Source organism: Virgibacillus carmonensis (assembly GCF_057836705.1).
Genome location: NZ_JBYQFJ010000178.1, coordinates 1 through 679, shown reverse-complemented (window position 1 = coordinate 679; position 679 = coordinate 1). Strand labels below are relative to the sequence as shown.

Annotated in this window: 1 protein-coding gene; it reads right to left on the bottom strand. The window is 40.6% G+C overall.

Annotated elements, in window-relative coordinates:
* Window positions 1-105: 105 nt before the first annotated feature.
* Window positions 106-679: molybdopterin-binding protein (locus AC3G7N_RS21235; protein WP_489424127.1), on the bottom strand; the 574-nt coding region annotated here is incomplete at its 5' end.

Here is a 679-nt window from a genome sequence, read left to right as displayed (position 1 = left end):
ATCTAAAGTTACATTTATCGATCACGGAAATTCTAAGATCCCTTAGTTGTCTTCCGAAATGGTCTGACACTTGACTAATTTCTTGATTCACTTCCCCAACTCCTTTTAAAAGGTTGTCTGGCCTTCCATTTGATCAAGCCATAGAACATCAACTATTGCACCTTTGTTATACCCCCTCGTTCCACCCGGTAATACCATCAAACCATTTGTAAATGCTAGCGAAGTAACAACGTTTGATTTATCGATACCTGCCGGTGAGACGCGGACCTGGCCATCTTCAATGGATAGGATACCACGAACAAATCGAGTGAACGGGTTAGGCTTTGGAAAATCGTCCGTTAATATAGCTTTCGACCTTTTTAATAATGGTGTGTCATTCATTAAAAAGGTTTGTAAAATGGGCCGTACAAATAACTCAAACCCTACATAGCAGGCTGATGGATTACCCGATAAGCCAAATAGCAGTTTATCCTGTAATGCCGTCACCGTTGTGACACTTCCGGGACGCATGGCAACCTTATTAAATAAGACAGTAGCATGTAACTTTTCATATATTGCCGGCATTAGATCAAAGTCTCCAACTGATACACCTCCAGTTGTAATAAGAAAATCCACTTTATCGATTGACTCTGCAATGGCTTGAAAGCTGGATTCCAGTTCATCGTCCAATTTTCCAAAA